The following is a 21,158-nucleotide window of genomic DNA, read 5'->3' as shown; positions in this document are numbered from 1 at the left end:
GAGGCCGGCGGCTGCTACAGTCAGGTTCGGGGAGAACCCACACGCGCTGGAGCGCCGGACATCGCATGGTGCGATGCGGCGTAAATGCCCGATGAACGGTGATAAGTCAAGGCCAGTGGTGGATGGCGAGCCGGCGCAGGGATCCTCCCCCGCCCGAGGACGGGGGAGGGACCGGGCTCAGTGCGCGCCGTTCAGGCGTTCGTAGACGGCCTCGTATCCGTCGCGTTCGGCCCAACGCAGCGGCTTGACCCGCTCGACCAGGATCTCGCCCCGGGGGGTGTCGCCGCGCTCGATCAGGCCGATCACCTCGGCGATGTATGCGTCCAGCGGCATGGAGTTGGGGTTCTCCGCGTGGCCGGGCATCAGGTCGGTGGCGACGGCGGGCGGGGCCAGTTCCAGCACCTCGATCGACGTGTCCTTCAGCTGCGTGCGCAGCGACTGGCTCCAGCTGTGGATCGCCGCCTTGGTCGCCGAATAGGTCGGGGTGGCGGTCAGGGGGATGAAGGCCAGGCCGGACGACACGGTCATCACGGTCGCGGCCGCCTGCTGCTTCAGATGGCCGATCAGGGCGCCGGTCAGACGGATGGGGCCCAGCAGGTTGGTGGCGATGGTCGCCTCGGCCGTCTCATAGTCCCAGGCGTCGCCCGACAGGTCCTCGGCGACCATGACCCCGGCGTTGTTGATGACGGCGTTGAGCGTGGGGTGGTCCTTCACGATCTGGGCGGCGAAGGCGGCGATGGCGGCCGCGTCCGTCATGTCCAGGGTCGCCCAGACCATGCCGGGGTTGGCGCTGGCGACGTCCTTCAGCGGGCCCTCGCGGCGTCCGGTGACGACGACCTTGGCGCCCCTGGCGTGCATGGCCTCGGCCAGGGCGCGGCCGATGCCGGAGCCGCCGCCGGTGATCAGGATGGTGCTGCCGGGGATGTTCATGGTGCGGTCCTTTCGCTTGCCGTGGCGACCAGGTAGGACGGTCACTCTCCAATGGAAAGTAGGCACTGAATGGGGCTATACTTACCAAACAGGAAGAAATGGCCATGACGCATCCCGCCGCCCGCATCGCCCACCCGAAAACCGGCGAACCGGCCGATCCGCGCGTCGAGGCCCTGGTCAACGACGTCATCGGCCGGGTGGCGGACAAGTGGACCATGCTGATCCTCGAGGTCCTGACCGAACACAGCGAGCAGCGCTTCACCCGCATCGGCGATCTGGTGGGCGGCATCAGCCAGAAGATGCTGACCCAGACCCTGCGCGCCATGGAGCGCGACGGCCTGGTGATCCGCACCGTCCATCCGGTCATCCCGCCGAAGGTGGAATACCGCCTTACGGACCTGGGCCTGACCCTGGCCGAGGCCTTCTGCGGCGTCTGGACCTGGGCCGAGGCGAACGTGGAGCGCATCGAGGCGGCGCGGGCGGATTTCGACGCGAAGAAGGCTTAGGGCCGCCCCCACCCGGCCGCTTACGCGGCCCGCCCTCCCCCGCCGGGGGAGGGAGAGGCGTGGTGCATCATTCTCCCTCCCCGGAACGGGGAGGGTGGTCCCGAAGGGACCGGGTGGGGGCGGCCTCGAGCTCTCGCACGATCATCTCCATCACCTCGGTCAGGTGGTCGCGGACGTCGATGGCCGGAATGCGGATCGTGCGCAGACCATGTCGCGCCAGCGCGGCGTCCCTCTGCTGGTCCCACTCAGCACGATGCTCATGCGACGCGCCGTCCACCTCGATCACCAGTCCGCGCGACATGCAGACGAAATCGAGGAAGTAGCCGTGGAAGGGATGCTGGCGACGGACGTGGAAGCCCTGAGCGCGGAGGGGGCGGAGCGCGAGCCACAGGCGGGCCTCGGGCGGGGACATGGTCGTCCGCATTCTGCGGGACGTCGCGATCACCGCCATATCAGCCGCCCCCACCCGGCCCCTTACGCGGCCCGCCCTCCCCCGCCCTGGGAGGGAGATTCTTGGACCTTCTCCGTGATGAAGTGCCGACCCTGGCGGTCCTCGATCTCGATCACCCAGATGTCGGGGTCGTAGCCCGCCTGGCGCTGGATGTAGGCGTCCAGCTCGCTTTCCATCTCGCTGGCGACCGGCTGGATCCAGAGGCGTTCGCCGTCTGATCCGAAGGCTTCGGTGAACAGGCGCGCCTGGCGGGTGGAGGTGTCGTAGGCCTTGACGATCACCGTCCCGGCGCGGGCGTCGCCCTTGCGCACCACGGTGGCGAACGCGCCCGCCAGTTCGGCGCGGCGGATCAGGGCCGACGTCCACAGATCGCTGGAAAGGAGCATTTCGTTCACCCTGATCGGAAACCGGACCGGAACGCCCGGCGCCTATGGTGGCCGGATGATCCTAGGTCGAACAAAGCACGGCGTCAGCCTGCGACGCGGTCTCGCCGTCGCCATGATGCTGGCGGCGCTACCCGGCGCCGTGTCCGCCAGCCCGGCCCAGACCTTCTATGAGCGCAGCTTCGTGATGGCGGCCGGCGCGCGCTGCAACCTGTTCGACGCCCGGCTGACGGCGGCCCTGAACGCGGCGACCCTGCAGGCGCGCGGCGCAGCGCTGCGGGCCGGAGCCAGCGACATCGACCTGGCGGCCACGCGCGCACGCGCCCATGCCCGCGCTCACGCCACGCCCTGTGGATCGGCCGATCTGAACGTCGTGCGCGGTCGGGTCGAGGCGGGCTTCGCCGGCTGGCGTCGCACGCGGTCCATGACCTTCCCCGGCCAGCGCGGCGACTGGAGCGCGGACCGCGCCGCCTATTCGCGCACCACCTGGCGGCTGATGCAGGCGACCTCGACCGGCGCCTCGCCCGTGCGGTTCGGCGTCGCCGGCGGCATCGAGCAGCCGGACGTGCTGACCGCCGTCGTATCCTGGTACGGCCGTCCGCGCCCGACCGGCGCCCGCATCGTGCTGCGCGACCCGACCATCGCGGCGCGCCCCTGGCTGTCGGGGACGACGCCGCCCGCGCCCCAGACCCGCGTCATCTGGGCCGCCGCCAACCAGGCCGCGCCGTCCGGCCTGCTGGCCGTGGGCCGCGCCGACGGCCAGGCCTGGACCTTCCCCGCCGCCGCCGCCCAGGCCCTGGCCGGTCTGGATCCGCGCGAGGTCTTCGCCGTGGAGTTCGTCTTCCGCGACGGCAGCGTGGCCCGGTCCCAGTTCGAAGCCGGCGACTTCCCGGCGGCCCGCGCCTTCGTGGCGATGGGCCCGGTCTAACGCTCCTTCTCCCCGCGGGGGAGAAGGTGGCAGGCGAAGCCTGACGGTTGAGGGGGACGCTGGCCCCAGTCAGCCGATGTGGTCGCGGAAACCGACCCCTCATCCGAGCCGCTACCGCGGCCCACCTTCTCCCCCGAGGGGAGAAGGAGATTAAGCCGCGACCGGCCGCCCCACCGTGATCACCGGCAGGCGCACCGTCACCGCGGTGCCGGCGCCGAGCGTGCTTTCCAGGCTCATCCGCCCGCCGTGCAGTTCAGCCAGCGAGCGCACCAGAGACAGGCCCAGACCGGTGCCCTGCGAGCGCTGTTCCGCATCGCCCGCCTGTTCGAAGGGGCGGCCCAGGCGCTGCAGGTCCTCGGGCGCGATGCCGACGCCGGTGTCGGAGACCACCAGCTCCAGATACGGCCCGATGCTCTCCAGCGTGACGGTGACGGACCCGCCCGCGGGGGTGAACTTCACCGCATTGGACAGCAGGTTCAGCGCCATCTGCTTCAGCGCGCGGCGATCAGCGGTGATCTTCAGGGGCCCGGCGGGCAGGACGGCGTTCAGCTCAACCCGCTTGTCGTCGGCGGCGACCCGCACCAAGGCGACGGCGGCCGAGACCACGTCGCGCGCGTCGAACAGCTCCCGGGACAGGCGATAGCGCTCGGCCTCGATCTTCGACACGTCCAGCACGTCGTTGATCAACTCCAGCAGGTGGCCGCCGGCCGTGTGGATGCTCTCGGCGTATTCGGCGTAGCGCTCTGGCAGGGGGCCGAAGATGCGCTCGCGCATCATGTCCGAGAAGCCCAGCACGGCGTTCAGCGGCGTGCGCAGTTCGTGGCTCATGTTCGCCAGGAAGCGCGTCTTGCCCGCGCTGGACGCCTCGGCCTCGGCGCGGGCGGTCTCCAGCGCCAGTTCGCGGGCGTATTGCAGCGTGCCGTCGAAAGCCTGGACGATCAGGCGCGCGCCGCCGCCCTCCTTGGCGTCATCGTCGAACCGCTTGAAGATCATGATGATGCGCCGGTCCAGCGCGCCGCGCGGTGAGAACAGGACCTGGCTCTCGGCGCCGTTCAGCGCCTTGTCGATGGCCGACAGGATGGCGGGCCGGTCGGGGGCGTGCACCAGGCCGATCAGTCCCTGCTCGAACAGAGGGTCGACGGGCAGGGCGACGGGCGGCGAGCCATAGGCGGCCAGGACGCGTCCCGACGGCTCCATCAACAGGGCCAGCCCCGGCTGTCCGGCCAGCAGGCGGTCGGCTCGGGCGGCCTGATCCTCGGCGCGGTCCAGCCGGCGGGCCCGGTCCGCCCCGGTCAGGCGCACGGCCAGGATGACGGCGGCGGCCACCACCACGGCCCCGGCCGCCGACAGGATGGGCGCGGCGGGCGGCAGGCCGGCCACCTTGGTCGTCGCAGCGCCCAGCAGGGCGGCGGCGGCGGCGCCCAGCGCCCCGATCTGGATCTTGCGCGCATCGCCCAGCGCCAGGGCGGCGGCCACCGGCATGGCGATCATCCCCGCCAGCGGCCCGCTCAGCCCGCCCGTCAATGCCGAGGCGATCACCGTGGCGAGGCACCAGCCGTACATCAGCCCCATGCGCGCCGGCGTGTCCGCCCGCTTCAGCAGCACCAGCCCGCCCAGCCCGGGCAGGCCCAGGACCAGCAGTCCCCACAGGATCGAATGGGCCCAGGCGCCGCCGAACCAGCCGGCCCCCAGGGCCAGAACGCCCGACGCCGCCGCCCACGCCAGATGCCAGGCCGCAATGGCCGGCGCGCGCGGGTGCGCGGCGTCGACGGCCAGGACGGCGGTCTGGTCCGGGTCGGACGGCGGGATCTGGGCGGCGGGAGGCGACAAGACGTGTCCGGGAGATTGACCGCCGAACCTACCGGTCTGCGCGAGTCGGCTAAAGCTCGCTCCCTTTCGAGGCGACTGGTCGTCCCCTGCGTTCGCGCCGTTGTCCACCGGACGGTCCCGGCCTATCTGGCGGGCATGGTCACCGCCCCCACGCTCAGCATCGACGAGACCCTGGCCGAACTGGTCGAGGAGTTCGACCTGCTGGGCGACTGGGAGGGGCGGATCGAATACGTCATCGATCTGGGCAAGGGGCTGGCTCCTCTGCCCGAGGCGGCCCGCACCGAGGCGAACAAGGTGCCGGGCTGCGCGGCCCAGGTCTGGCTGGACGGGCGGGCGGCGGACGGTCGGCTGTGGTTCGACGCCGACAGCGACAGCGCCCTGTCGAAGGGCAATATCGCGCTGCTGCTGAAACTCTATTCCGGCCGCACTCCGGCCGAGATCCTGGCCTTCGACGCCCGCGCCGCGCTGGATCGCCTCGGTCTGCCCGGCGCCCTGACCCGCCAGCGCGCCAACGGGCTGAACAGCATGGTCGGCCGGATTCGGGAAACGGCGCTGGCGACCGGCTGAGGAACCGCGGCGCGCGCGGAACATTATGAGAACATCAAGGAGTGTTCCCATGACCGACGCCAACCCGAAACTCGATCCCCATCCCGGCTCGAACACCGAGAAGGACCCGTCCGACTGGGTGTCCGGCGACGATCCCATGACCGGCGCCCAGGCCTCCTACCTCAAGACCCTGAGCGAAGAGGCCGGCGAGGCCGACGCCTTCTCCGACGACCTGTCCAAGGCCGAAGCGTCCAAGCGCATCGACGCCCTGAAAGGCGAGCTGAAGCTATAGTCAGAACGCCTTTGGCAGGCCGGCGTCGTGAAGCGTGCCGTTCGCGGTGTGCCGCGAGCGGATGTCGCCGTCGACTGTGAACCGCCTGCCGTTGATGGGGCTGAACCAGATTTCGTGGTCACCCCGACCCTGGCGATGCAATGCACAGCCGTTTTCCTTCAGGATGCGCTTCACGTCGCGCGTGAAGCTCACGCAGCAATGCCCAGCCTGACCCGCGTGCTGCGGTGTGCGACGACCTCGATCGGGATGTCGCCCGTCTCGCCGTCATCGGCCAGAAGATCCTCGATCACACCGGGCAGTCGCTCGACCAGCGCCTCAAAGGTCGGCGCCTCGATCCGCAGGCCGTGCACATCGCTGGACTCGCTCAACCAGACGCCGGCCTCCGGGTCATAGATCGCCTTGACGAGGATCATGCGGGTCATGGTCTGCATATGGTGACGCGGACGACCAGGTGTCAACGCGAGGCCGCTCCCCCAAGTCCGTAGTGCTTGGCCAGCGCATCCAGACCCTGGATCAGCACGGCCCGGCCTTGGCGCCGCCTCAGCCCCAGCCGGCCCTCGGCCAGCTGCATCGAGCGGCCGCGCACGCAGATGCTGTCCAGCATCAGGCGGGTCTGGGGCGGGCAGGCGCCCAGGGCCGCCGCCACCCGCCGGGCCGCGGCCAGGGTGCGGTCGCCGGGTTCGGCGACGGCGGACGATCCGCCCCCCGCGCGCGGCAGGGCGTCCCAGCGCATGGTCAGCGACGGACCGGAAAGGGCGATCTCGGCGTCGCGGCTGAGCCGTTCGCCCGCCACCCCCTGCGCCGGCGTCAGCCAGGGACGGCCATAGCGATCCTTGCGGCGCAACAACCAGGCGATCGGCGTCTCGCCCATATTGGCGGGGCGCAGGGCCAGGCGGCCGTCGGCCTGCATCACGGCCCGCTGGCCCTCGATGTGGCCAGGACGACCCGGCGCGGGAGCCGCCGCAGGCTCTGGCGCGTTCCGCCCGGTCCAGCCGCCGCCGTTCCGCACGCGTAGTCCGGGGCGCTCGACCAAAGCGCGAAAGGCCGCCTCGTCCAGGGTCACCACAACCCGCGCGCGCCGGTCGCCGCCCAGCCGCAGGCCGTACCCGCCGCCCTCGGCGTCCAGCCACGCCCCCGGCCGCCCCATCAGCGCCCGCGCCCGATCGAGCGATCGCCCGCCCGTTCCGCTCGCGGCGCCGCTCACGGCTGCACCTCGATGCGCGGCAGGGCGAACAGGGCGCCGATGGTCCGCTCCATCCCATCGACCACGCGGTCGAAATCCAGCTGGTCCCGTTCGTCCTCGACCCAGCGGCAGGCGGTCCCCGCGGTGGCGCGGTTCAGACCGAAGACGTGACCCACGCGCTCCAGCGTCCAGCCGAACGCGACATGGGCCAGATACATGGCGATCCAGCGGGCGCGGGTGGCGCGCGGCGTGGTGCGCAGGCGGGTCATCTGGGCGACCGGCACGCCGCTCAGGGCCGAGACGACGTGCAGGGCAACGCCCGCCTTGGTCCGGTCCTGCTCGGCGACCGGCACGCGGTAGTCCTCATAGCCGTCTGATGTCATAGGCGCTCGCTCCCCGTCAGCCTCCGGCCCCGCGCGTTCTGCGTCGGGGCCGATAGGAATAAACTCCTAGTCAGCGCCAGATTCGGACGTGGGCGCATCCTGAGGTGGTGCGGAGGCTCTCCACGCGTGAGGCGGAGATGGGCGAGCCGCGCGCGAGGATCGAATCGTTGACGACGACAACACCTCGACGGCGATTCGCAAATCAGCCTACGATTCGGTCATCGAAGCGCCGTTAACCGTTCTTAAGGTTTTGGACGATTAACGTGCGAACAAGGTTACCCGGCTGCTTATGGCCGGGCATATGGCCAAGCTCGCCTGGAGGGGTTGCTGAATGCGCGTTCTGCTTATCGAAGACGATCACGCGACCGCGCAAAGCATCGAGCTGATGCTGAAGTCGGAAGGCTTCAACGTCTACACCACGGATCTGGGTGAAGAAGGCATCGATCTGGGCAAGATCTATGACTACGACCTGATCCTGCTCGACCTGAACCTCCCCGACATGAACGGGCTCGAAGTTCTGCGTCAGTTGCGCGTCGGCAAGGTCAATACGCCGGTCATGATCCTGTCGGGCTCCAGCGAGATCGAGACCAAGGTGAAGACGTTCGGCGGCGGCGCCGACGACTACATGACCAAGCCCTTCCACAAGGACGAGCTGATCGCGCGCACCCACGCCGTGGTCCGTCGCTCCAAGGGTCACGCCCAGGCCATCATCCACACCGGCGAGATCGCCGTGAACCTGGACGGCAAGACGGTCGAGGTGAACGGTCACCGCGTCCACCTGACCGGCAAGGAATACCAGATGCTGGAGCTGCTCTCCCTGCGTAAGGGCACGACCCTGACCAAGGAGATGTTCCTGAACCACCTGTACGGCGGCATGGACGAGCCGGAGCTGAAGATCATCGACGTCTTCATCTGCAAGCTGCGCAAGAAGCTGGCCACCGCCGCCGACGGCAAACACTACATCGAGACCGTCTGGGGCCGCGGCTACGTCCTGCGCGACCCGCAGGAAGGCGTCGCCGTCGCCGCCGCCTGATCGGCGCGGCACACCGTTTCAGATCACAGAACGCCCGTCGGGGAGACCCGGCGGGCGTTCTGCCGTCCGGCGGTGCGCGTTCCTGAGACGGAACGGCGCGGGGGCGTTATGAAGGCGTCATGACCTCACCTTCGCCCATCGCCGTCGTCGTCGGAGCGGGCGGGGGCGTGGGCGGGGCGCTGATGGGGCGGCTGCTGGACGCCGGGCGGTATACAGCCGTGGTCGGCGTGGCGCGGCGGCGGCCGGACGACTGGCCGGATCGGCCCGACGCCGTCTTCGTCCAGGCCGACGTGACGCAGGAGGCGGAGGTGGCGGGGCTGGCCGAGGCGGTAGGCGACGTCGGGCGGCCGACGCGCGTCATCGTGGCCACCGGCCTGTTGCACGCCGAGGGCGTCACGCCCGAAAAGTCGATGCGGGCCATCGACCCCGAGGCGATGCAGCGGCTGTTCGCCGTCAACGCCATCGCCCCGGCCCTGATCGCCAAGCATCTTCTGCCGCTGGCGCCGCGCGACGCGCCGAGCCTGTTCGCGGCCTTGTCGGCGCGGGTCGGCAGCATTTCCGACAACCGTCTGGGCGGCTGGTACGGCTATCGCGCGTCCAAGGCGGCGCTGAACCAGCTGATCCGCACCCTGGCGATCGAGCAGCGGCGCACCCATCCACAGGCGATCTGCGTCGCCCTGCACCCCGGCACGGTCCAGACCCGCCTCAGCGCGCCGTTCGGCCAGGGCGCCGTCGCCACCGCGCGCCGCCTGACGCCGGATCATTCGGCGAAGGCGCTGCTGGATGTCATGGACGGCCTGACGCCCGCCGACACCGGCGGCTTCTTCGCGTGGGACGGCCAGCCGATCGGCTGGTGACGCGCAGTCGGGACTAGAGCGCCCGGCAGCGGCCCGTGGTGGTGGTGTAGGCGACGCCGGCGTCGTCGATCACGCCCAGGTCGGTCGTGCCGGGGCCCAGGGTGGCCACGGTGACCGGGTCCATCCGCCCCTCGACCACCTGGCAGGCGATCCGCGCGCCGGGTTGCCAGTCGTACGGGCGAATCTGGTCGGGGCGCACCATGGCCTCGGTCCCGTCATCGAACCTGACCGCATAGCGGCCGACGCCCGCGCGCTTCAGCACGCCGGGATAGTAGGCGCCGTCCTTCCACTCGGCCAGCACCCAGGCGCCGTCGGGCGCCGCCCAGGTCAGGGCGCCGGGCGCGGCCGAGCCTGACTGCGAGGTGGCGCAGGCGCCGAGCGTGAGCGCGGCGGCGAGCGCGAGGATGATCTTCATGATGCGTTTCCCGGCGCGCGTTGAAACGCGCGCGAACGATGTCCCGGCGCTCATCGAACACGGGCCTGCCGAGGCGTCAATCCGCCCGGCGAAGCCTCAGTGGCTGGACGGGTCGCGCACCGCGATCAGCGACTTGGTCAGGCCGGCGACGACCTCGTCGTGATGGACCGCGTCGGGATAGAGGAAGTGGAACTGGGTCTTGTCCAGCAGGCGCGCGTGCTGGACGTCGCGCATGGCCGAACCGACGTCGGGCGAGCGCTCGGCGAAGCCGTGGCGGCGCTTCAGCAGCGAGCGGGCGCGCGACTGCTCGCTGCGCCAGTGGAAGAAGGGCGCCGAGAAGTGGGGCTCTATCGGGAACCAGAAATAGGGCGTCTGGACGTAATAGCGTTTGGCCAGGCGGCGGCATTCGTGGGCGAAGGCCTCCATCCGCACCCAGTCGCCGACGTGCTCGATCACCGAGTTGGAATGGACCAGGTCGAAGCTGTGGTCGGCGTACTGCGGCAGGTCGCAGGCGTCGCCGTCCACCACGGCGAACAGACCGTCGTCCCAGACGTCGGTCACGCCGCCCGGATTGACCAGGGTGATGTGGACGCCCTTGTCCGCCAGCATCTGGCGGTCGAACAGCCGCCAGTAGTTGGCCTCGCCGCCCAGGTCGATGATGCGGCACGCGCCGGTCTCGGCGTGGCAGGCGGCGATCAGCTCGACGACGCGGCGCGCGCGGGCGCGGCGGAAGCGCGACACCAGGCTGTCGGGGTTGTCGTTGTCTTGCAGGGCGTGGATCAGGTTCATGACCTGACGATACGCACGGCGCGTTTGAGGGCGGTTAAGCGGGAGGGTTACTGAGATCCTCCCCCATCGGGGGAGGGGGACCGCTTGCGGTGGAGGGGGCCTACCCCACGCGCCGTACTCGATCCTGAGTCCGCCCAGCTTGCCTCGAGCCCCCTCCACCCCTTCGGGGTCCCCCTCTCCCAACGGGGGAGGATCTTAGCCTCTGAACGCCCCCGCCACGGCGTCGAACATCGGCGTCGCGTTTCCGGCGTCGTCGAACAGCACAGGGCTGTCCTTGCCGTCGTCCTTGTCGCCGCGCCGCAGCCAGCTGTCGGTGGCGCGCACGCCCCAGATGGTGAAGGCGAAGCGCTGGGCGGGGGGCAAAGCGACGAAGGCCTCGGTCAGTTCGGCGACGCGGGCGGTCTGCTGACGCACCCGCTCGGCGTCGCTGCGCAGGTCGATGCGGCGGTCGCTGCGCAGGCCCGCGTCCAGCTCGGAGACATGGATCGGCAGGCCGAACTGGGCCAGTTCGCGGAAGAATGCGGCGGTCTGGCCGGCGGGGATCTCGATATCCAGATGCGACTGGGTGCCCAGCCCGCCGATGGGTGCGCCCGCTTTCAGCAGCCGTTCCACCAGGCGCAGATAGGTCGCGCCCTTCCGGGGATTGTTCTCGAGGTTGTAGTCGTTGAGGAACAGGACCGCGTCCGGGTCCGCCGCGTGGGCCGTCTGGAAGGCGCGGACCATGTATCCGTCGGCGCCCAGGTTGCGGCTCCAGACGCTGTCGCGCAGGCCGTTTCCGTCCTCGGCCACCGGCTCGTTGACGGTGTCCCAGCCGACGACCTTGCCGCGATAGCGGGCCACGACGTCGGTGATGTAGCGGTCGTACTCGGCCCCGAAACGGGCGCGGGGCAGGGCGTTGAACCACGGGTGATCCTGGGCGTACCAGATCAGGGTGGTGCCATAGAGCCGCAGGCCGAAGTCGCGGGCGAAGGCGCCGATGCGGTCGGGCGCATCCCAGCGGCGCGAGCCGTCCTCCTGAAGGATGTACTCCATCTTCATCTCCCACTCGGGCGTGAGCTGGGAGAAGTGGGTGGAGACCAGATCGACCCACTGCGGATCGCGGATCTGGCCGGTCATGACGCAGGTCCCGACCGGGCAGGGGGCGAAAGACTTCAGCGGCGGGACGTGACGGGGAGCGGTCTGGGCGGAGGCGAAGCGGTCGCACGCCGCCAGCGCGAAGGGGGCGGCGAGGAGCGCTCGCCTCGAAAGATCCTCCACCGTGGAGCGCAGCGGAACGGGGGTTGAGGAGGATCGCATGCGATCCGACGACAGGGACCGCGAAGCGGTGGAGGGGGCGGAAACTCGGTGCGACCCTGGATCGGCCGGCGTTGCGCGTGGGGTCGCCCCCTCCACCGCAAGCGGTCCCCCTCCCCCGCTATGCGGTTGAGGATCTTTTGAGTCAGCCGGCACGCCGACGCAGCCCCATCTCGTCGAACGCGGCCGTTTCGCGCTTGCCGGCGGCGATCAGGGCGTTGAGGCGGGTCATCTCGGCGACGTGCTCGAATTTCTTCAGCTCCTCGAAGGCGCCGGTCAGGGCGTCGCGGGCGCCGTGCTCTTCGGCGTCCAGCGATGTCAGGTCGCTCTCGGCGGCGCCCTTGCGGGCTTTCCAGCCGCCCAGATAGGCCTGCAACAGCATCGAGGCGTCGGCGTCCTGGCGGGCGCGTTCGCGTTCGATCTCGACCTCGGCGTCCAGCACCGCCAGGCGCATCTCGGCGGAGGCCTTGCGCGAGGTGATCTCGGCCAGACGCTTCTGCAGCGTCTCGACCTCGTAGTTCGAGATGCGGATCAGCGATTGGGCCCAGGCGGTCATGCGGCAGTACTCCCAGCGGGCCGAAACCCTCCCCGACGACGTGCGCCCGCGCGGGTAAAGGAAAGGCAAATATTCCCCCTCATCGGGTGGCGGCGCCGGCTCCCAGTGTTTCGACGAAGAAGCGGGTCACGTCGCGGTTGAACGTAGCCTTGAACGCCGCGCGGTCGAAACCGGGCGAGGAGGCGCACAGGGGCTGGGGCAGGCGGTTCCGGGCGTCGCAGGGCGTCAGGAAGTCGAAATGCATGGCCCCCTCGACGCGGTGGTAGTCCGGCGTACGGCCCAGGCCGTCGCGGATCGGTTCGACGTTGAAGGGGGAGGGCAGGATCTCGTCCTCGGCCGCCTGCCACAGCTGGACCGGGATGGTGACGCTCTTCAGGCTGTCGGGGGTGAAGGCGAAGCCGAGGGCGGGCGCGGCGATCACGGCGGCGCGGATGCGGTCGTCGCGCGCCTCGGGGCGCCACGATGCGGGATCGACCGGCTGCATCGCGTAGAGCCGGCAGGCGAAGTGGTCGGGGTGCTGGGCGCAATAGGCCGGGATGGCGCGCGCCTCGGGTTGACCGCCCACGGCCTGCGTCACGGTAAAGCCGCCGGCCGAGAAGCCGAAGGCGCCGATGCGGGCGGGATCGACCCGTACCGGACCCTGCCAGGCCAGCATATGGTCGATCAGAGCGCTGAGCTGGGGTGCGCGGGCGGTCAGCAGGGTGGACCGGCTCTGGTCCTCGAAGTTGTCGCCGGAATGGGTCAGAGCCGCGACGATGAAACCGGCGTGGGCCAAGGCCTCGGCCGTGTCGTGGTGACCGCGATACCAGCCGCCGTTGCCGTGGGAGATGACCACCAGCGGCCGCTCGCCGCCGCTCGCCGCGTCGTCGGGCAGCCAGACGCCGGCCTGGATGGCGACACCGTCCGGGCCCTGCACGGTGAAGGTCTGATCGGGGGCGTCGGCACGGGCGCTGGCCGGCGCGGTCAGAAGGGCGGCGAGCACCAGCAGGCCCAGGAAGCACAGCAGGTGACAGACACGAAGGCGGGCGTTGGGGGCGGACATCGGTGGGCCTCGGGTGCGGTTTGGTCTGTCCCTGCTGGCCGCCCCGACGGCTGCTCGCCACCGGCGTTTCGCCAATGGGCGAACGGGTTCGCTGACCGGCGAACGGGGCCGCTATAGTCGGCCGATGAATCGCTGTGACTTCGACAGGCTGAACAGGCCGCGCGCCTGGGCGATGGACGTGGCCGGCTTCGCCGTTACCGGCGCGGTGCTGGGCGTGGTCGGTCCGTTCGGCAGCTACTTCAACGACGCCCTGCCGATGCGCGTCGCCTACTGGACCGGCCTGTTCGTCGTCAGCGGCATCGTCTTCGGGGCCGGCGTGCGCTGGATCTGGCCAAGGGCGCAGGCGCGGCGCGTTTCGCCCATCGTCTGGGTCCCGTTGCTGGTCGCCGTGGCGGACCTGCCGCTCAGCCTTGTGGGCCGCAGCATCGCCGTCGCCCTGTGGCCGCCGCTGGAGCAGGCGTTGGGGTGGGGCGAATACTATGCCCAGTCGCTGCTGGTCGGGACGATTTACACCGGCCTCTATGTCGCCTGGCGCAGCCGGTCCGGCACGGCGCCGATCGCCGATGCCCAGGCCGAGACGCCGCCGGATCGCTGGGGGCCGGACCTGATCTGCCTGCAGATGGAGGACCACTATGTCCGCGCCCATCTGGAGCAGGGCTCGCGGCTGGTGCTGATGACGCTGGGACAGGCGGTGGCCCGCACGGGTCAGGAGGGGCTGCAGATCCACCGCTCATGGTGGGTGGCGCGCCGGGCTGTGACAGGGACGGTGCGTGACGGTCGCAACCTGCGTCTGCGGCTGTCGAACGGCATCGAGGCGCCGGTGGCCCGCGCCGCCGTGGCGCGTTTGCGGGCGGCCGGCTGGCTGGACGCCGAGGACCGGCTCAGTTCGTGACCATGCCCTGGTTCAGGATGCCTTCCAGCCGGGCGAAGGCGTCGGCCAGGCGGGTGGCGTCGTCCTTGTCCTGGCCCAGGAAGGCCTCCAGCGCGGGGTTCAGGGCGATGGCGCGGTCGACGATGGGGTCGGCCCCGGTGCGGTAGGCGCCGATCTTGATCAGCTCTTCCATGTTGGCATAGGCCGACAGGCACTGGCGGGCGCGCTTGTTCAGTTCGCGCTCGGGCGGGGTCTGGCAGGCGGGCATGGTTCGGCTGACGGACTTCAGAACGTCGATGGCGGGGAAGCGGCCGCGCTCGGCGATCTTGCGGTCCATGACGATGTGGCCGTCCAGGATGCCGCGCACGGCGTCGGCGATGGGCTCGTCATGGTCGCCGCCGTCCACCAGCACGGTGAACAGGGCGGTGATGGGTCCAGCGACGGTGCCGTCCGGCCGCGTCGGTCCCGGGCCGGCGCGCTCCAGCAGCTTGGGCAGTTCGGTGAAGACGGTGGGGGTGTAGCCCTTGGTGGTCGGCGGCTCGCCGGCGGCCAGGCCGATCTCGCGCTGGGCCATCGCAAAGCGGGTGACCGAGTCCATCAGGCACAGGACTTCGAGATCCTGGTCGCGCAGATACTCGGCGATGGCCAGGGTCATATAGGCCGACTGGCGGCGTTTCAGGGCGGGTTCGTCCGACGTGGCGACCACGACGATGGCGCGCTTCAGGCCCTCTTCGCCCAGGGTCTCCTCGATGAACTCGCGGACCTCCCGGCCCCGTTCGCCGATCAGGCCGACGACGACGGCGTCGCAGGTCGCCTCCTTGGCCAGCATGGACAGCAGGACGGACTTGCCCACGCCTGAGCCCGCGAAGATGCCCAGACGCTGGCCCCGGCAGGTGGTGGTGAAGACGTCCATGGCGCGCACGCCCAGGTCCAGCCGCTCGCCCACCCGGCCGCGCGAATGGGCCGGCGGCGGGGCGGCGCGCAGGGGATAGGCGGCGGGGCCTTGCGGCAACGGCCCCTTGCCGTCGATGGGCTGGCCGAAGGCGTCGATGATGCGGCCCAGCCAGGCCTTGGTCGGGCGGACCACGGCGGCCGTGTCGATGATGCGGATGTCGGCGCCCGGCGCCACGCCCTCGACCGGGCCGTAGGGCATCAGCAGGGCCTTGGCGTCGCGGAAGCCGACGACCTCGGCCGGCAGAGGCGTCTGGCCGCGCCCGCGCTCGATCTCGGCCCGCGCGCCGACGGCCAGGCGAGACAGGCCGCCCTTGCTCTCGATCAGCAGGCCCGAGACGCCGGCGACCTTTCCGGTGACCACCAGCGGGTCCACGGCTTCGACGGCGGCGACCAGGTTGCGCATCCGTTAACGCATGGTCCCAACGTGGTTAACGCGGGGTGAAATCGCGTGCGTCAGTGACGAGTGCCAGTGAGTAGTGAGTAGGGTGCCTCGCGACGGCCGCATGCCCCCCCTTCCTACTCACTACTCACTAGCACTCTTCACCAAGCCTAAAGCGCCAACGCCGGCTATTCCGCGGGCGTCAGGGCGGTCGCGGCGTCCTTCTGGGCCTCGCGCGAGGTGGTGGCGACGGCGCCGGCCGAGGCGGCGACGATGGCGGTGATGGCCAGCCACTGACCGCCCGTCAGATGCTCGTGCAGGAAGATCAGACCGGCCAGGGCGCCCACCGCCGGCTCGGCGCTGAGCAGAACGCCGAAGGTGCGCGGCGGCATCCCGCGCATGGCCACCATGTCCAGCGAATAGGGCAGGGCGCTGGAGCCGACGGCCACCACGACCGCCAGGATCAGCACCGACGGCGCCAGCAGGCCCGCGCCGGCCTCGGCCACGCCGAACGGCAGGATGACCAGGGCCGCCACGCTCATGCCCAAGGCCACGGACGGGCCTGAAGGGATATGGCCGAGACGCCGGCCGAAGACGATGTAGAGCGCCCAAAATACCCCCGCCATGGCCGCGAAGCCGACGCCGACCCCGTCCAGCGACACGCCGGCCCGCAGCGGCAGAAGCAGCAGCAGGCCGGCCGCCGCCAGGCCGATCCAGACATAGTGGATCAGCCGCCGCGCATGCAGCAGCGCCAGGGTCAGCGGCCCCATGAACTCGATGGCGATGGCCAGGCCCAGCGGCAGGGTCCGCAGCGACATGTAGAAGCTGAGGTTCATCAGCCCCAGCGCCAGGCCGAACAGCAGCACACGTCCGAGGTCGCCCCGCGTCAGCCGCAGCCGCCAGGGCCGGAACAGCGCGAGCAGGATCAGGGCGCCCAGACCGACGCGCAGGCTAGACGTCCCGGCCGCGCCGATGACGGGGAACAGCTGCTTGGCGAAGGAGGTGCCGAACGCCACCGACAGCATGGCGCCCAGCAGGGCCAGATAGGGCAGGAAGGGGCGCAGGCCCGGCGAGACGCGGAGGGGGAGGACGGCGGCGGTCATGGCCTGAACCTAGTCGAAACGCCCTTGCGCTTCCCGGCGATTTCAGGCCCCTGTGCGCCTGAAAACGTCACGGACAGCCCTAAAATGACGAAATTCGTCGCGCTCGACGCGTTCGACCATCGGCTGATCGAGCGGGCCCGGCGTAACAATCTGGAACCCGCCCGCGTGACGGCGGAGGCGGTGGGTCTGTCGGAATCGGCTGTGCTGCGCCGGATGCGGAGGCTTCGGGCCGAAGGGGTGATCGCCGCCGACGTCGCCCTGATCGATCCGGGCCGCACCGAGCCGCGCATCGTCCTTCATGTGCTGATCGAGATGATGACCCAGGACCGCGCCGTCATGACCGCCTTCCAGGCCGCCATGAAGGCCAGCCCGGAGGTCGAGGGCGCCTGGGACGTGACGGGCGAGACCGACTACCTGCTGACCGTCGCGGTGCGATCGATGCCGGAATACGAGGCCTTCGGCATCCGTGAGCTGGTGCCCGAGAAGGGGGTGCGGTCCTTCAAGAGCATGATCGTGATCCGCGAGGTCGTCGGGTTCGATCCGGCGCGGCGCCGGCTGGTCGAGTGAGATGCTGATCCAACCGGACCTCGGCCTGATCTTCATCCATGTGCCCAAGTCGGGCGGGTCGTCGGTGAAGGCGATGCTGCGCGCCCTGCCGGGTTTCCAGGCGCTGCCGGAGGGGCTGTGGACCCACAGTTCGGCGGCCGACGCGCGGCGGGTGCTGGGGGCCGAGACGTTCGATCGCTGCTGGCGGTTCGCGGTGGTGCGGCATCCGGCGCCGCGCCTGTTGTCCTGGGCGGCCTTCCGGCTGGACCGGGCCGAGGATCGCCAGCGCCGCCGGGCCGCCAGCCTGCCGGTCAAGGCGGGGACGACGGCCGAGCGGGACGCCGCCGTCATCGCCGAGATGAAGGGCCGCGATCCGGTCGACTGGATCGTCAACACCCCGCACAGCGTCGACAAGTTCGGCTTCGAGCCCAAGCGCCAGGACCAGACCGCCTGGTTCGAGGACGCGGAGGGGCGGCGACTGGTCGATGCGGTCTATCGGCTGGAGGACGCGGCCGTCTGGGGCCCGGCGCTGGCGGCGCGGGTCGGCCTGAAGGGCTGCCTGCCTCATGCCAACCGGTCGTCGGCGACGGCCGGGCCGATCGACCGGCGCCTGGCCGCCTTCGTGCGCCGGCATCACCAGCGCACGCTGACCGCCTTCGACTACCGGCTTTAGGTCAGTTCCAGCCCTTTTGCTGGATGTAGGCCTCCAGCGCCGCGATGCGGTTTGCGTCGGACGGGTGGGTGCTGGCGAACTCCGGCCGTGTCGCCCCCTGCTGGGCCATCAGCCGCCACAGGGCGACCGACTGCGACGGGCGGTAACCGGCGGCGTTCATGTAGTCGACGCCCAGCCGGTCGGCCTCCAGCTCGTCCCGGCGCGAGTAGGGCAGCAGCAGGCCGTATTGGGCGGCCACGGCGCCGAACGAGCCGACCTGTTCGCCGCGCGAACCGGCCACGCCTTGCGCGACCTGCAGGCCCAGATTGGTCAGGGCGGTGTTCGACGCCCGCTCGGCCGCGTGCTGGGCGGTGACGTGCGCCATCTCGTGGCCGATGACGGTGGCCAGCTGGTCGTCGTTCTGCACCAGGTTCAGCAGGCTGGAGGTCACGCCGATCTGGCCGGACGGCAGGACGAAGGCGTTGGGGCTCTGGCTGTTGAAGACGGCGTATTCCCAGGTCCGCCCGCCCAGCCCCGCCGCCTGGGCCAGGCGGTCGCCGACGCGCCGGATGCGGTCCACCTGCGCGCCCGTGCGGGTCGGGTTCTGCGTGCGCAGCAGTTCCTGCCAGGCGGCGTTGGACTGCTGCTCCAGCCCGGCGTTGTCCGTCAGGATCAGCTGATTGCGGCCCAGGGCCTCGTTGTAGGCGCAGCCGCTCAGGGCCGTGGCGGAGACGGCGGCGGCGAGGATGAGGGCGAGGGGGCGCATGGCGAAGTCTCCGTCGTGTCGGATCGGGATTGAGCGGCGGGAACGGACGTCCCGGTCGGGCGGTTCCCCTAGCCGCACTGCCAGCGGCTTCAGAAATCCTCGCGAGCGAGGTTTCGCGGCCGGCGCTAAGCCCTATCTACCGGGCCGCCAGAGCTCTTGGAGAGATCGCCATGACCGCCGCCCACGCTTCCCAGTCGGCCCCCGCGCTGACCGCCCGCGCCACCGAGGGCCGCGGCAAGGTCTACGCCTCGATCATCGACACCATCGGCGACACCCCCATCGTCGGCCTGCCCAACCTGTCGAAGGAATATGCGCCCAAGGCGACGGTGCTGGCCAAACTGGAGTTCTTCAACCCGATCGCGTCGGTCAAGGACCGGATCGGGGTGGCCATGATCGAGGCGCTGGAGCTGAACGGCAAGCTGACGCCGGACACCGTCCTGATCGAGCCGACCAGCGGCAACACCGGCATCGCCCTGGCCTTCGTCGCCGCCGCCAAGGGGCTGAAGCTGATCCTGGTCATGCCCGAGAGCATGTCGATTGAGCGGCGCAAGATGTTGGCCCTGCTGGGCGCCCAGCTTGAGCTGACGCCGGCCGAGAAGGGGATGAAGGGCGCCATCGCCCGCGCCCAGGAACTGCTGGACAGCACCCCCGGCGCCGTCAGCCCGGCCCAGTTCGAGAACCTGGCCAACCCCGCCATCCACCGCTCGACCACCGCCGAGGAGATCTGGAACGACACGGCGGGCGCCGTGGACGTCGTGGTCGCCGGCGTCGGCACGGGCGGCACCATCACCGGCGTCGGCCAAGCGCTGAAGGCGAAGAAGGCTTCGGTCCAGATGATCGCGGTCGAGCCCGAGGCCTCGCCCGTGCTGGCGGGCGGCGCGCCGGGTCCGCACAAGATCCAGGGCATCGGCGCCGGCTTCGTGCCCGCCATCGTCGACCGCTCGGTTATCGACGGGGTGGAGGCGGTGTCCAACGACGACGCCTTCGACATGGCCCGCAAGGTCGCGCGCGTCGAAGGCATCCCGGTCGGCATCTCGTCCGGCGCGGCCCTGACCGCCGCCTTCCGCCTGGCGGCGCGCGACGATTATGCGGGCAAGACCATCGTGGTCATCATCCCTTCCTTCGCCGAACGCTATCTGTCGACGGCCCTGTTCGAAGGCCTCTAGCCAGGCGCGGCGAAACCCGCCCCGTTCTCACGGCCGGTTAACCGACGCGTCCTAGAAGGGTCGGATGACCGAGGTCGCCGTCGTTCAGCAGGAGGAGCCCGCCCAGCCGTTGCGGGCGCGTCATGCGCTGCTGAAACGGCTGGCCGACGTGGTGTCGCTGCCGGCCAGCCGGATCAATGCGTTCGAGCGGGCGGTGACCGGCGACCTGCTGGTCGAGATGCTGCGGCTGGCGGCGCCGGAGGACCGGCGGCGGGTGGCGCAGCGCCTGGCGCCCCTGAGCGAACTGCCCAACAGCCTGGCGCGGATGCTGCTGCGGGACGAGCCGGAGATCGCCGGACTGCTGATCGAACAGTGCGCGTCTCTGACCGACAGCGACCTGGTCGGCTGCGCCCGCGACACGACGCCGGAGCACCGCTTCCTCATGGCGGGGCGGCGGGGCCTGTCCGAGATCGTCACCGAGACCCTGATGAGCTTCGGCGAGGACGCGGTGATCGAGTGCGTCCTGCGCAACACCACGGCGCGCCTGTCGCAGCTGGGGGTCGAGGGCGTGGTCAGTCTGTCGCGGCATTCGGCGCAGCTGAGGGAGCATCTGCTGCGCCGTCCCGAGCTTCGGCCGTCGGGCGCCTATGTGATGTTCTGGTGGTGCGACGCGGCCGAGCGGCGGGTCATCCTGCAGCGCTTCGCCGTGTCGCGCGAGGTGATGCAGGAGGTGTCTGAGGACGTCTTCGCCATGGCCGCCAAGGAGGGCTGGGCCGACCCGGTGTCGCGCAAGGCCCTGCAGTTCATCGAGCGGCGCCAGCGCAACCGCGCCGCCATCGCCAAGAGCCCCTTCGACAGCCTGGAGGCCGCCGTCAGCAGCGCCGCCGCCAACGGCCTGTCGCGCGAGACGGCGGCGGAGATATCCTATCTGGCGGGGGTCAAGCCGCTGACGGGGGCCAAGATCCTGGGCGATCCGGGCGGCGAGCCCTTGGCCATCCTGTGCAAGGCGACCGGCATGGGGCGGCTGGATCTGGAGAACCTGTGGCGGTCCATGCGACGCCCCGAACGGACCGAGGCCGGCGCGTTGCATCCCGCGTGGGAGCGGGTCCTGACCACCTATGAGATGCTGGCGGTCGATCGGGCCCAGACGGTGCTGCGTTACTGGAACTGGTCTCTGTCATCGGCCCTGACTCCGGCCTTGATGCAGGCGATCCGGTCGGGCGAAAGCGAAGGCCTGGACGAATACTCCGCCCCGGAACGTGCGGCCATGATGGCGCTGGCGGAAAACTTCGGCCGATAAGGTCGCGCCGCCGATACTTGCGCTA

Annotated in this window: 27 protein-coding genes; 11 read left to right on the top strand and 16 right to left on the bottom strand. The window is 70.5% G+C overall.

Annotated features, from left to right (window positions below; translation table 11 throughout):
* Window positions 1–177: 177 nt before the first annotated feature.
* Window positions 178–930: an SDR family oxidoreductase gene (locus ASG17_RS14055; RefSeq protein ID WP_056105033.1), complete on the bottom strand. Its 753-nt coding sequence runs from the start codon at window positions 928–930 to the stop codon at window positions 178–180.
* A 104-nt stretch (window positions 931–1,034) separates the two neighbouring features.
* Between ASG17_RS14055 and ASG17_RS14050 the strand changes: the two genes are divergently transcribed.
* Window positions 1,035–1,436 (top strand): helix-turn-helix domain-containing protein, encoded by a 402-nt coding sequence (locus tag ASG17_RS14050; RefSeq protein ID WP_235560470.1) that lies wholly within the window; start codon window positions 1,035–1,037, stop codon window positions 1,434–1,436.
* A 67-nt stretch (window positions 1,437–1,503) separates the two neighbouring features.
* Here ASG17_RS14050 and ASG17_RS14045 read toward each other — a convergent pair whose 3' ends face one another.
* On the bottom strand, window positions 1,504–1,887 hold the full coding sequence (locus tag ASG17_RS14045; RefSeq protein ID WP_056105030.1) for an endonuclease domain-containing protein: 384 nt from the start codon (window positions 1,885–1,887) through the stop codon (window positions 1,504–1,506).
* A 23-nt stretch (window positions 1,888–1,910) separates the two neighbouring features.
* Window positions 1,911–2,273 (bottom strand): DUF1491 family protein, encoded by a 363-nt coding sequence (locus ASG17_RS14040; RefSeq protein WP_056105028.1) that lies wholly within the window; start codon window positions 2,271–2,273, stop codon window positions 1,911–1,913.
* A gap of 55 nt (window positions 2,274–2,328) precedes the next feature.
* On the opposite strand from ASG17_RS14040, the gene ASG17_RS14035 reads away from it, so the two are divergent.
* On the top strand, window positions 2,329–3,198 hold the full coding sequence (locus ASG17_RS14035) for a hypothetical protein (RefSeq protein WP_056105026.1): 870 nt from the start codon (window positions 2,329–2,331) through the stop codon (window positions 3,196–3,198).
* 150 nt (window positions 3,199–3,348) lie between these two features.
* Here ASG17_RS14035 and ASG17_RS14030 read toward each other — a convergent pair whose 3' ends face one another.
* Window positions 3,349–5,028: a HAMP domain-containing sensor histidine kinase gene (locus tag ASG17_RS14030; RefSeq protein ID WP_235560468.1), complete on the bottom strand. Its 1,680-nt coding sequence runs from the start codon at window positions 5,026–5,028 to the stop codon at window positions 3,349–3,351.
* Between the two features lie 135 nt (window positions 5,029–5,163).
* On the opposite strand from ASG17_RS14030, the gene ASG17_RS14025 reads away from it, so the two are divergent.
* Together ASG17_RS14025 and ASG17_RS14020 are read left to right on the top strand one after the other, a co-directional pair.
* Entirely contained in the window at window positions 5,164–5,595 is a 432-nt protein-coding gene (locus ASG17_RS14025) for a SufE family protein (RefSeq protein WP_056105024.1), read from the top strand.
* Window positions 5,596–5,644: 49 nt separating this feature from the next.
* Complete coding sequence (locus ASG17_RS14020; protein ID WP_056105022.1) at window positions 5,645–5,866, top strand: DUF3072 domain-containing protein; 222 nt, start codon at window positions 5,645–5,647, stop codon at window positions 5,864–5,866.
* Here ASG17_RS14020 and ASG17_RS14015 read toward each other — a convergent pair whose 3' ends face one another.
* Genes ASG17_RS14015 through ASG17_RS14000 form a run of 4 tightly spaced genes read right to left on the bottom strand, consistent with a single transcriptional unit; the run spans window position 5,867 to window position 7,432 of the window.
* Window positions 5,867–6,058, bottom strand: a complete 192-nt coding sequence (locus ASG17_RS14015) for a type II toxin-antitoxin system HicA family toxin (RefSeq protein ID WP_056105020.1) — start codon at window positions 6,056–6,058, stop codon at window positions 5,867–5,869.
* Entirely contained in the window at window positions 6,055–6,288 is a 234-nt protein-coding gene (locus ASG17_RS14010; RefSeq protein ID WP_200935092.1) for a DUF1902 domain-containing protein, read from the bottom strand. The genes ASG17_RS14015 and ASG17_RS14010 overlap by 4 nt, the downstream gene beginning before the upstream one ends.
* Window positions 6,289–6,320: 32 nt before the next feature.
* Window positions 6,321–7,070: a DUF6456 domain-containing protein gene (locus ASG17_RS14005; RefSeq protein ID WP_235560467.1), complete on the bottom strand. Its 750-nt coding sequence runs from the start codon at window positions 7,068–7,070 to the stop codon at window positions 6,321–6,323.
* Window positions 7,067–7,432 (bottom strand): helix-turn-helix domain-containing protein, encoded by a 366-nt coding sequence (locus ASG17_RS14000; protein WP_056105013.1) that lies wholly within the window; start codon window positions 7,430–7,432, stop codon window positions 7,067–7,069. The genes ASG17_RS14005 and ASG17_RS14000 overlap by 4 nt, the downstream gene beginning before the upstream one ends.
* A 331-nt stretch (window positions 7,433–7,763) precedes the next feature.
* On the opposite strand from ASG17_RS14000, the gene ctrA reads away from it, so the two are divergent.
* Together ctrA and ASG17_RS13990 are read left to right on the top strand one after the other, a co-directional pair.
* Window positions 7,764–8,465: a response regulator transcription factor CtrA gene (gene ctrA, locus ASG17_RS13995; RefSeq protein WP_056105011.1), complete on the top strand. Its 702-nt coding sequence runs from the start codon at window positions 7,764–7,766 to the stop codon at window positions 8,463–8,465.
* 119 nt (window positions 8,466–8,584) lie between these two features.
* A complete protein-coding gene (locus ASG17_RS13990; RefSeq protein ID WP_056105009.1) occupies window positions 8,585–9,322 on the top strand; it encodes an SDR family NAD(P)-dependent oxidoreductase in 738 nt (245 codons plus the stop codon).
* A gap of 13 nt (window positions 9,323–9,335) precedes the next feature.
* On the opposite strand, the gene ASG17_RS13985 is transcribed toward ASG17_RS13990, so the two are convergent.
* From ASG17_RS13985 to ASG17_RS13965, 5 genes are all read right to left on the bottom strand, one after another.
* Window positions 9,336–9,737 carry a hypothetical protein gene (locus ASG17_RS13985; protein WP_156367882.1) on the bottom strand — a complete coding sequence of 134 codons (402 nt, stop codon included), beginning with the start codon at window positions 9,735–9,737 and terminating at the stop codon, window positions 9,336–9,338.
* 96 nt (window positions 9,738–9,833) lie between these two features.
* Window positions 9,834–10,526: a methyltransferase domain-containing protein gene (locus ASG17_RS13980; protein ID WP_056105004.1), complete on the bottom strand. Its 693-nt coding sequence runs from the start codon at window positions 10,524–10,526 to the stop codon at window positions 9,834–9,836.
* Between the two features lie 195 nt (window positions 10,527–10,721).
* Window positions 10,722–11,822, bottom strand: coding sequence for an endo-1,4-beta-xylanase (locus ASG17_RS13975; protein WP_056105002.1), 1,101 nt, complete (start codon window positions 11,820–11,822; stop codon window positions 10,722–10,724).
* A 142-nt stretch (window positions 11,823–11,964) separates the two neighbouring features.
* The gene (locus tag ASG17_RS13970; protein ID WP_056105000.1) at window positions 11,965–12,375 is read right to left on the bottom strand and encodes a flagellar export protein FliJ; all 411 of its coding nucleotides are present in this window, start codon (window positions 12,373–12,375) and stop codon (window positions 11,965–11,967) included.
* Window positions 12,376–12,454: 79 nt separating this feature from the next.
* The gene (locus tag ASG17_RS13965) at window positions 12,455–13,417 is read right to left on the bottom strand and encodes a prolyl oligopeptidase family serine peptidase (RefSeq protein ID WP_056104999.1); all 963 of its coding nucleotides are present in this window, start codon (window positions 13,415–13,417) and stop codon (window positions 12,455–12,457) included.
* Window positions 13,418–13,541: 124 nt separating this feature from the next.
* Between ASG17_RS13965 and ASG17_RS13960 the strand changes: the two genes are divergently transcribed.
* Complete coding sequence (locus ASG17_RS13960) at window positions 13,542–14,309, top strand: LytTR family DNA-binding domain-containing protein (protein WP_056104997.1); 768 nt, start codon at window positions 13,542–13,544, stop codon at window positions 14,307–14,309.
* On the opposite strand, the gene fliI is transcribed toward ASG17_RS13960, so the two are convergent.
* Both fliI and ASG17_RS13950 read right to left on the bottom strand, forming a co-directional pair.
* Entirely contained in the window at window positions 14,299–15,645 is a 1,347-nt protein-coding gene (gene fliI / locus ASG17_RS13955; protein WP_056104995.1) for a flagellar protein export ATPase FliI, read from the bottom strand. The two genes, ASG17_RS13960 and fliI, sit on opposite strands and share 11 nt — an antisense overlap.
* 164 nt (window positions 15,646–15,809) lie before the next feature.
* Complete coding sequence (locus tag ASG17_RS13950; RefSeq protein ID WP_056104994.1) at window positions 15,810–16,724, bottom strand: DMT family transporter; 915 nt, start codon at window positions 16,722–16,724, stop codon at window positions 15,810–15,812.
* Window positions 16,725–16,808: 84 nt separating this feature from the next.
* Here ASG17_RS13950 and ASG17_RS13945 point away from each other — a divergent pair, with 84 nt between their 5' ends.
* The gene (locus ASG17_RS13945) at window positions 16,809–17,291 is read left to right on the top strand and encodes an Lrp/AsnC family transcriptional regulator (protein ID WP_056104992.1); all 483 of its coding nucleotides are present in this window, start codon (window positions 16,809–16,811) and stop codon (window positions 17,289–17,291) included.
* A 1-nt stretch (window position 17,292) separates the two neighbouring features.
* Entirely contained in the window at window positions 17,293–17,943 is a 651-nt protein-coding gene (locus ASG17_RS13940; RefSeq protein WP_056104990.1) for a sulfotransferase family 2 domain-containing protein, read from the top strand.
* 1 nt (window position 17,944) lies between these two features.
* On the opposite strand, the gene ASG17_RS13935 is transcribed toward ASG17_RS13940, so the two are convergent.
* Window positions 17,945–18,688, bottom strand: coding sequence for a M48 family metallopeptidase (locus tag ASG17_RS13935; protein ID WP_056104987.1), 744 nt, complete (start codon window positions 18,686–18,688; stop codon window positions 17,945–17,947).
* A gap of 170 nt (window positions 18,689–18,858) precedes the next feature.
* Here ASG17_RS13935 and cysK point away from each other — a divergent pair, with 170 nt between their 5' ends.
* Both cysK and ASG17_RS13925 read left to right on the top strand, forming a co-directional pair.
* Window positions 18,859–19,854 (top strand): cysteine synthase A, encoded by a 996-nt coding sequence (gene cysK / locus ASG17_RS13930; RefSeq protein WP_056104985.1) that lies wholly within the window; start codon window positions 18,859–18,861, stop codon window positions 19,852–19,854.
* A gap of 64 nt (window positions 19,855–19,918) precedes the next feature.
* Window positions 19,919–21,133, top strand: coding sequence for a DUF2336 domain-containing protein (locus ASG17_RS13925; RefSeq protein WP_056104983.1), 1,215 nt, complete (start codon window positions 19,919–19,921; stop codon window positions 21,131–21,133).
* Window positions 21,134–21,158: the final 25 nt, after the last annotated feature.

It is taken from the genome of Brevundimonas sp. Leaf363 (assembly GCF_001424025.1).
Taxonomy (GTDB): domain Bacteria; phylum Pseudomonadota; class Alphaproteobacteria; order Caulobacterales; family Caulobacteraceae; genus Brevundimonas.
This window is presented reverse-complemented; position numbering and strand designations above follow the sequence as displayed.

Excerpts from the sequence above, each read along its gene's own strand:
- ASG17_RS14040 (WP_056105028.1), bottom strand. The coding sequence starts at position 2,273 with ATGCTCCTTTCCAGCGATCTGTGGACGTCGGCCCTGATCCGCCGCGCC.
- ASG17_RS14055 (WP_056105033.1), bottom strand. The coding sequence starts at position 930 with ATGAACATCCCCGGCAGCACCATCCTGATCACCGGCGGCGGCTCCGGC.
- ASG17_RS13925 (WP_056104983.1), top strand. The coding sequence starts at position 19,919 with ATGACCGAGGTCGCCGTCGTTCAGCAGGAGGAGCCCGCCCAGCCGTTG.
- ASG17_RS13935 (WP_056104987.1), bottom strand. The coding sequence starts at position 18,688 with ATGCGCCCCCTCGCCCTCATCCTCGCCGCCGCCGTCTCCGCCACGGCC.
- ctrA (WP_056105011.1), top strand. The coding sequence starts at position 7,764 with ATGCGCGTTCTGCTTATCGAAGACGATCACGCGACCGCGCAAAGCATC.
- fliI (WP_056104995.1), bottom strand. The coding sequence starts at position 15,645 with ATGCGCAACCTGGTCGCCGCCGTCGAAGCCGTGGACCCGCTGGTGGTC.
- ASG17_RS13950 (WP_056104994.1), bottom strand. The coding sequence starts at position 16,724 with ATGACCGCCGCCGTCCTCCCCCTCCGCGTCTCGCCGGGCCTGCGCCCC.
- ASG17_RS13975 (WP_056105002.1), bottom strand. The coding sequence starts at position 11,822 with ATGCGATCCTCCTCAACCCCCGTTCCGCTGCGCTCCACGGTGGAGGAT.
- ASG17_RS13960 (WP_056104997.1), top strand. The coding sequence starts at position 13,542 with ATGAATCGCTGTGACTTCGACAGGCTGAACAGGCCGCGCGCCTGGGCG.
- ASG17_RS14045 (WP_056105030.1), bottom strand. The coding sequence starts at position 1,887 with ATGGCGGTGATCGCGACGTCCCGCAGAATGCGGACGACCATGTCCCCG.
- cysK (WP_056104985.1), top strand. The coding sequence starts at position 18,859 with ATGACCGCCGCCCACGCTTCCCAGTCGGCCCCCGCGCTGACCGCCCGC.
- ASG17_RS13940 (WP_056104990.1), top strand. The coding sequence starts at position 17,293 with ATGCTGATCCAACCGGACCTCGGCCTGATCTTCATCCATGTGCCCAAG.
- ASG17_RS14025 (WP_056105024.1), top strand. The coding sequence starts at position 5,164 with ATGGTCACCGCCCCCACGCTCAGCATCGACGAGACCCTGGCCGAACTG.
- ASG17_RS13945 (WP_056104992.1), top strand. The coding sequence starts at position 16,809 with ATGACGAAATTCGTCGCGCTCGACGCGTTCGACCATCGGCTGATCGAG.
- ASG17_RS13985 (WP_156367882.1), bottom strand. The coding sequence starts at position 9,737 with ATGAAGATCATCCTCGCGCTCGCCGCCGCGCTCACGCTCGGCGCCTGC.
- ASG17_RS13980 (WP_056105004.1), bottom strand. The coding sequence starts at position 10,526 with ATGAACCTGATCCACGCCCTGCAAGACAACGACAACCCCGACAGCCTG.
- ASG17_RS14035 (WP_056105026.1), top strand. The coding sequence starts at position 2,329 with ATGATCCTAGGTCGAACAAAGCACGGCGTCAGCCTGCGACGCGGTCTC.
- ASG17_RS14050 (WP_235560470.1), top strand. The coding sequence starts at position 1,035 with ATGACGCATCCCGCCGCCCGCATCGCCCACCCGAAAACCGGCGAACCG.
- ASG17_RS14010 (WP_200935092.1), bottom strand. The coding sequence starts at position 6,288 with ATGACCCGCATGATCCTCGTCAAGGCGATCTATGACCCGGAGGCCGGC.
- ASG17_RS14020 (WP_056105022.1), top strand. The coding sequence starts at position 5,645 with ATGACCGACGCCAACCCGAAACTCGATCCCCATCCCGGCTCGAACACC.
- ASG17_RS14000 (WP_056105013.1), bottom strand. The coding sequence starts at position 7,432 with ATGACATCAGACGGCTATGAGGACTACCGCGTGCCGGTCGCCGAGCAG.
- ASG17_RS13965 (WP_056104999.1), bottom strand. The coding sequence starts at position 13,417 with ATGTCCGCCCCCAACGCCCGCCTTCGTGTCTGTCACCTGCTGTGCTTC.
- ASG17_RS13970 (WP_056105000.1), bottom strand. The coding sequence starts at position 12,375 with ATGACCGCCTGGGCCCAATCGCTGATCCGCATCTCGAACTACGAGGTC.
- ASG17_RS13990 (WP_056105009.1), top strand. The coding sequence starts at position 8,585 with ATGACCTCACCTTCGCCCATCGCCGTCGTCGTCGGAGCGGGCGGGGGC.